Source organism: Spirillospora sp. NPDC046719, assembly GCF_040645715.1.
Taxonomy (GTDB): domain Bacteria; phylum Actinomycetota; class Actinomycetes; order Streptosporangiales; family Streptosporangiaceae; genus Spirillospora.
The window spans coordinates 1-1,301 of the sequence record NZ_JBEYYT010000910.1; the positions used below are offsets into that span (position 1 = coordinate 1).

The window sequence follows — 1,301 nt, forward strand, 5'->3', positions numbered from 1 at the left end:
CGTCGCCGCCGCACGCGGCGACCAGCGCCAGCCGGTGCCGCTGCCGCCGCACGCCCACCGCGAACGCGGGGCCGGCGAGCAGCACGACCTCCAGCACGACCACGGCGACGGCCATCGCGACGACGGCGACGCCGGTGCCGTCCGGGCCGGCGGCCGGAACGGACTCCTCGCGAGCCCGCGCGGGCGGGTCCGACACGACCGCCCGGGAGAGCACGGTGATCCCGCTCTGGTTGAGCGCGGTCACCTCGTCCCAGGTCACCGGGCCGGCCCCGGCGACCAGCCATTGCGGGCGCGGCGTCGTCAGGCCCGGCACCGCGCCGGGCAGGGTGAGCGCGAGGGCCCGGCGGGGCTCGCGCGGGTCCCGCACGTGCCCTACCACCCGCGCGGCCGTCCCCGCCCGGTCGATCGGCCCGGCCGCGCCGACCGGGAAGCCGAGCGAGGGGGCGAGCGCCACCTCGCCGGGCTTCGCGGGCGCCCGGCCGCCGGTGATGTCGAGCATGCCGCGGGTCATGGGGTCGCGCAGGTCGAGGCCGATGTGGTCGGCGCCGCGGTAGCCGCGGGCGGTCCGCAGCGCGATCCGGCCGCCGGTCTCCAGCGGCCGGACGCGCGCGGACGGCCCGAACGCCGCCGCGACCCGCCGGGTGATCTCCGGGGTGGTCCAGGGCCGCTCGGCGTCGCCGCCGCCGGACGCCCGCGGTTTGATGATCCCCTGGTCGTCGGCCGTCTGCCCGACCGGCGCGTGCCCGGCGCCGGTGAGCCGGGCGTCCGCGGCGCCGATCTCGTACGGCAGCGACTCGCGCGCCGACCAGGCGCTGGTCTCGAAGAGGACGGCCAGCGCGACGATCACCGTCACGGGGAGGCCGATCATGCAGATGACGAGGGCGGTGCGGCCCTTGGCGCGCAGCGCGTCCCGGCGGGCGAGCCGCAGCGCGGCGCCGTAGGCGCTCACCCGGCCTCCAGGAGGGACTCGGGTCCGGTGCGGCCCGGCGTGGAGTCGACCATCCGGCCGTCCCGCAGGAACACGACGCGGTCGGCCCACGCGGCGTGCCGCGACTCGTGCGTGACCATCAGGCAGGCGGCGCCCTCGTCGCAGCGGGCCCGCAGCGCGCGCATGATCTCCTCGCCGGCGTGGCTGTCGAGGGCGCCGGTCGGCTCGTCGGCGAGCAGGAGCCGGCGGTCGCCGACGAGCGCGCGGGCGATCGCGACGCGCTGCTGCTGGCCGCCCCACTGCTCGCGGGGGAACCGTACGCCCCGGACGCTGTCGCCGACCGCGGCGAGCGCCCGGTGCGCCTCGCGCCGGG

1 protein-coding gene and 1 pseudogene are annotated in these 1,301 nt (G+C 79.4%); both read right to left on the reverse strand.

Annotated features, from left to right (window positions below; translation table 11 throughout):
- A pseudogene (locus ABZ914_RS51490) lies at window positions 1-949 on the reverse strand (FtsX-like permease family protein); the annotation flags it as partial.
- On the reverse strand, window positions 946-1,301 hold a 356-nt coding region (locus ABZ914_RS51495), incomplete at its 5' end, for an ATP-binding cassette domain-containing protein (RefSeq protein WP_500201831.1). The gene ABZ914_RS51495 and the pseudogene ABZ914_RS51490, both read right to left, overlap by 4 nt.